This window comes from Phenylobacterium sp. (genome assembly GCF_036402295.1).
In the GTDB taxonomy this organism is placed as follows: domain Bacteria; phylum Pseudomonadota; class Alphaproteobacteria; order Caulobacterales; family Caulobacteraceae; genus Phenylobacterium.
This window is the reverse complement of the sequence record NZ_DASWTE010000317.1, coordinates 1-3,879: the sequence shown is the minus strand read 5'-3', so window position 1 is coordinate 3,879 and position 3,879 is coordinate 1. Positions and strand designations below refer to the sequence as shown.

General features: G+C 67.8%; 5 protein-coding genes and 1 pseudogene. 1 reads left to right on the top strand and 5 read right to left on the bottom strand.

Going from position 1 to position 3,879, the window contains the following annotated elements; all coding sequences use genetic code 11:
* Positions 1-244 precede the first annotated feature (244 nt).
* From VGD44_RS18985 to VGD44_RS18965, 5 genes are all read right to left on the bottom strand, one after another.
* Positions 245-712, bottom strand: coding sequence for a YbjN domain-containing protein (locus VGD44_RS18985; protein WP_331089940.1), 468 nt, complete (start codon positions 710-712; stop codon positions 245-247).
* A gap of 30 nt (positions 713-742) precedes the next feature.
* Positions 743-1,477 (bottom strand): anti-sigma factor, encoded by a 735-nt coding sequence (locus VGD44_RS18980; RefSeq protein WP_331089939.1) that lies wholly within the window; start codon positions 1,475-1,477, stop codon positions 743-745.
* Positions 1,474-1,989, bottom strand: coding sequence for a sigma-70 family RNA polymerase sigma factor (locus VGD44_RS18975; RefSeq protein ID WP_331089938.1), 516 nt, complete (start codon positions 1,987-1,989; stop codon positions 1,474-1,476). The genes VGD44_RS18980 and VGD44_RS18975 overlap by 4 nt, the downstream gene beginning before the upstream one ends.
* A 130-nt stretch (positions 1,990-2,119) precedes the next feature.
* The gene (locus VGD44_RS18970; RefSeq protein WP_331089937.1) at positions 2,120-2,542 is read right to left on the bottom strand and encodes a cupin domain-containing protein; all 423 of its coding nucleotides are present in this window, start codon (positions 2,540-2,542) and stop codon (positions 2,120-2,122) included.
* A 38-nt stretch (positions 2,543-2,580) separates the two neighbouring features.
* Positions 2,581-2,811, bottom strand: a complete 231-nt coding sequence (locus tag VGD44_RS18965) for a hypothetical protein (protein ID WP_331089936.1) — start codon at positions 2,809-2,811, stop codon at positions 2,581-2,583.
* Positions 2,812-3,047: 236 nt separating this feature from the next.
* On the opposite strand from VGD44_RS18965, the pseudogene VGD44_RS18960 reads away from it, so the two are divergent.
* A pseudogene (locus VGD44_RS18960) lies at positions 3,048-3,879 on the top strand (carbamoyl phosphate synthase large subunit); the annotation flags it as partial.

Here is a 3,879-nt window from a genome sequence, read left to right as displayed (position 1 = left end):
ACGATGGTCTTCGACGGAAACATCGGTGCGCCGCCGACCTGAACGGTCTTCTCGGCCTTCATCATTTGCGCCAGAGCGAAGCTTCCGCCGGTCATCGACAAGGAAATGCCGGCGGCCATGGCGGCTATGAACTTGGGTGACATCCTTGGATTTCCTTCTTCACATCGTCGCCATCTTCAGCGACACGACGGATACCGAACAGGATGCTCAAACAGATGCGTAGATCGGCGAATTTTTCTTCGACCTACCAGCCGATATGCTCAAGCACTTCCGGCATGAACTGCATGAAGACGTCCAGGTCGTCTTGCAGCGCCTCATAGGTGCCGCCGGGGGCGACGTTGGCGTCGTAGGCGAAAGTCGGGTCGCCGTTGTCGTCGATGGAGGCGCGCAGGTAGCGCTTCTTGCGGTTCCACTCGTTGACCTTGGCGGCCGCCAGCGGCTCCTTCAGGTCGAAGCTGGCCACGAACTGCAGGGCGCGGCAGCGGCCCTCGGTGCAGTCGTAGAGGTCGATGTCGAAGTTGATCCCCTCCTTGGTCGTGGAGTGCACGTACGACTCGCCGGCGTCGGTCTTCTGGATCTTGGGGTCGAAGCCGGCGGACTTCAGCCAGGCCGAGACCTCCTCGACCGTCATGCCCCGGTCGTTGATCGGCCGCGCCTCGGCGGCGCCTGCGAACGCCAGGCAGGCCGCGGCGGCCAACAGGATACCCTTCATGATCGACCCCAGAACGGCCGCACGCGCGGCCTACAGCTTCGACAGCTTGCCGACGCCGATCACCGGGCCCGTCGGGCCGTCGGGGCTGGTCGAGCCGCCCGGCGGCTCCAGCGACACGGCCAGCGCCGCGCCCTCGGACATCTTGCCCAGCAGCTCGGTCGGCAGCGCGATCACCTTGGCCTTGCCGGATTCGACCAGGCCCAGCGACTTGGGCTTGTCCTGGCCGGCGATCAGCCACAGCTCGTGCACCTTGTCGCGCTCGGAGCCTTCCGGCAGCAGCGAGGTGACGATCAGCGACTTCCGGTCCGGGTCGTAGGCGGCCACGAACAGCGGTTGCACGCGCCCTTCCTGGCTGACCACGCTGGCGCTCAGCAGCTCGCCCTGCGGCGAGACCGGGACCTGCTTCTCGATGGTGATCGGCGGCTGGTTCACCTGCACGACCACCGCCGCCAGGCTGGCGGCGGCGAGCGCGAAGCCGCCCATCGCGGCGTTCCGCCAGAACTTCAGCCGGCCCAGGATCGCCCCGTTGTCGTTGGCCGGCAGCAGGCGCTCGATGCGCCGCCACAGCTCGGTCGGCGGCGGCACGGACGCCACCTCGCCCAGCATCGGCGCCAGGCGGCCCCGCCACGCCTCGACGTCGGCGGCGAACGCCGGGTCGGTGGCCATTCGGGTTTCTGCCGCCGCCCGCTCGCGCCCGTCCAGCACGCCCAGGGCGTGCTCGGCGGCGAGGGCTTCGGCCTCGGAAAGATCGGGTGCTTCGCTCATGACTGGAGGCAGCCTTTAAGTTTCGCCAGTCCCCGACGAATCCAACTCTTCACCGTCCCCAGGGGCGCATCCATGCGGCGCGCCAGGGCCTCGTACGTCACGCCCTCGAAGAAGGCGGTCCGGATCACCTGTTCCGTGCGGTCGTCCAGCTCGCCCAGGCAGTGATGCAGGCGGTTCCTGTCGTCCGCCGCCTCGAGCAGCGTATCGGCCCCCACCGAGCCGTCGGCGATCTCCAGGTCGTCGACCGGTTCGGCATAGGCCATCGGTCCACGCGCCCGCAGGCGGTCGATCGCGCGGTTGCGCGCAATGGTGGACACCCAGGTCATCACGCTGGCGCGTGCGCTGTCGAAACGGTCGGCCCGCCGCCAGATGGTGACGTACACGTCCTGCAAAACGTCCTCGCTTTCCTCACGGTCGGAAAGGATACGGAGGCAGACGCCAAAAAGCTTCGCCGAGGTCGCGTCGTACAATTGTCGCAGGGCCTCACGCTCGCCGGCGGCGATACGGGCCATCAAGGGGGAAAGGACGTCTGACGTCGTCGCTGCAGCAGCCAAAGCGATACCTGGGATTGTGTTCGCGTGCGGCGAACTGACACACGGCGAAGCTGCCCGTCCAGGAACGCCGATGCAAGCGCTGCAGTTATCAGGGGTTGCGGGGCACCGTCACCGTCGCGCCGGGCGGCGCCTGGTCGATGGTCAGGAGCCGGACCGGCTCCTCGCCCAGCACGACGCCCTCGTGCCACTGGTCGACGGCGTCCACCAGCCAGTCGCCCGCCTTGAACTCGCGGTTCTCGCCCGTGTCGAGGTTGCGGATCGCCAGCCGGCCGGCCTGGACTTGCACCAGGCGCGGATAGGGGTGCTTGTGCGCCGCCAGCCGGCCGCCGACGGGCAGCTCGGTCCGCGTGATCGTCACCCGCAGGTCGCCGAGCGGCGGGCGGATCGGCTGTCCTGAGAGGGTGGCGTCTATGGTCACGGGCGTACCCAGGGTGAGCGGCTGGGCGGCCGCGGGCGTCGCGAGGGCGAAACCGGCGATGACCAGGGCGACGGAGGCGAAGGGACGCTGCATCCCCCTACCCTGCCCGACCGTCGGGCCGCGCGCGAGCCCTAGGCCGCCTGGGCTTTCATCGTCGCCTGGCGGGTCGCGGCCCGCTTGGCCTTGGCGCGCTCCATGCGCTCGGTTTGGCGCGTCTCGGCCTCGGCCCGGAGGGTCGGCAGCAACTCCATCGCGGCGGCCTTCTGCTTCTCGTCGCCCTGCTCGGCCAGCCGCTGGGCGTTCGCCAGAAGGTTCACCACCTCCTCGTCGCTGAGGGTCGGGATTCTCTCCAGCAAGCTCATGGGAACTCCATATCGTAACGGCGCCGCAGTCGGGCGCTCGTAGGAATAGAGCCTGAGGCCGCGGTTAGTTGCGTGATTCAAAAGCCAAATTTCCGGGAACCAAATGCCGATTTCGGTTGCGTCGAGAGAGCGGGTTGCGCGCGCGGGCCTACCCCTCTATTGGGGCGCCTTAACCTGCAGTTCTGATTGAAACGGCGCGCGGTGCGACAGCCCGCGCGGCCCTTCGCGCGAGACCAATGCCCAAACGCACCGACATCTCCTCGATCCTGATCATCGGCGCCGGCCCCATCGTCATCGGCCAGGCGTGCGAGTTCGACTATTCGGGCGTGCAGGCGTGCAAGGCGCTCCGCGCCGAGGGTTACCGGATCGTGCTGGTGAACTCGAACCCGGCGACGATCATGACCGATCCGAACGTCGCCGACGCCACCTACATCGAGCCGATCACGCCCGAGATGGTCGAGAAGATCATCGAGAAGGAGCGCCCCGACGCGCTGCTGCCCACCATGGGCGGCCAGACGGCGCTGAACACCGCCCTCGCCCTCGAGGCCTCCGGCACGCTCAGGAAGTACGGTGTCGAAATGATCGGCGCGAAGGCCGACGTGATCGACAAGGCCGAGGACCGCCAGCGCTTCCGCGACGCCATGGACAAGATCGGGCTGGAGAGCCCGAAGTCGAAGGCCGCCCACAACCTCGACGAGGCTATGGAAGGCCTGGAGCAGGTCGGCCTGCCGGCGATCATCCGCCCGTCGTTCACGCTCGCCGGCACCGGCGGCGGCATCGCCTACAACGTCGAGGAGTTCCGCGAGATCGTGGAGCGCGGCCTGGACCTCTCGCCCACCACCGAGGTGCTCATCGAGGAGAGCGTGCTGGGCTGGAAGGAGTACGAGATGGAGGTTGTCCGCGACAAGGCCGACAACTGCATCATCATCTGCTCCATCGAGAACATCGACCCGATGGGCGTGCACACGGGCGACTCGATCACCGTCGCCCCGGCGCTGACGCTGACCGACAAGGAATACCAGCGCATGCGCGCCGCCTCGATCGCGGTGCTGCGCGAGATCGGCGTGG

Coding starts and splice junctions, on each gene's coding strand:
- VGD44_RS18985 (WP_331089940.1), bottom strand. CDS start 712: ATGAAGGGTATCCTGTTGGCCGCCGCGGCCTGCCTGGCGTTCGCAGGC.
- VGD44_RS18980 (WP_331089939.1), bottom strand. CDS start 1,477: ATGAGCGAAGCACCCGATCTTTCCGAGGCCGAAGCCCTCGCCGCCGAG.
- VGD44_RS18975 (WP_331089938.1), bottom strand. CDS start 1,989: ATGGCCCGTATCGCCGCCGGCGAGCGTGAGGCCCTGCGACAATTGTAC.
- VGD44_RS18970 (WP_331089937.1), bottom strand. CDS start 2,542: ATGCAGCGTCCCTTCGCCTCCGTCGCCCTGGTCATCGCCGGTTTCGCC.
- VGD44_RS18965 (WP_331089936.1), bottom strand. CDS start 2,811: ATGAGCTTGCTGGAGAGAATCCCGACCCTCAGCGACGAGGAGGTGGTG.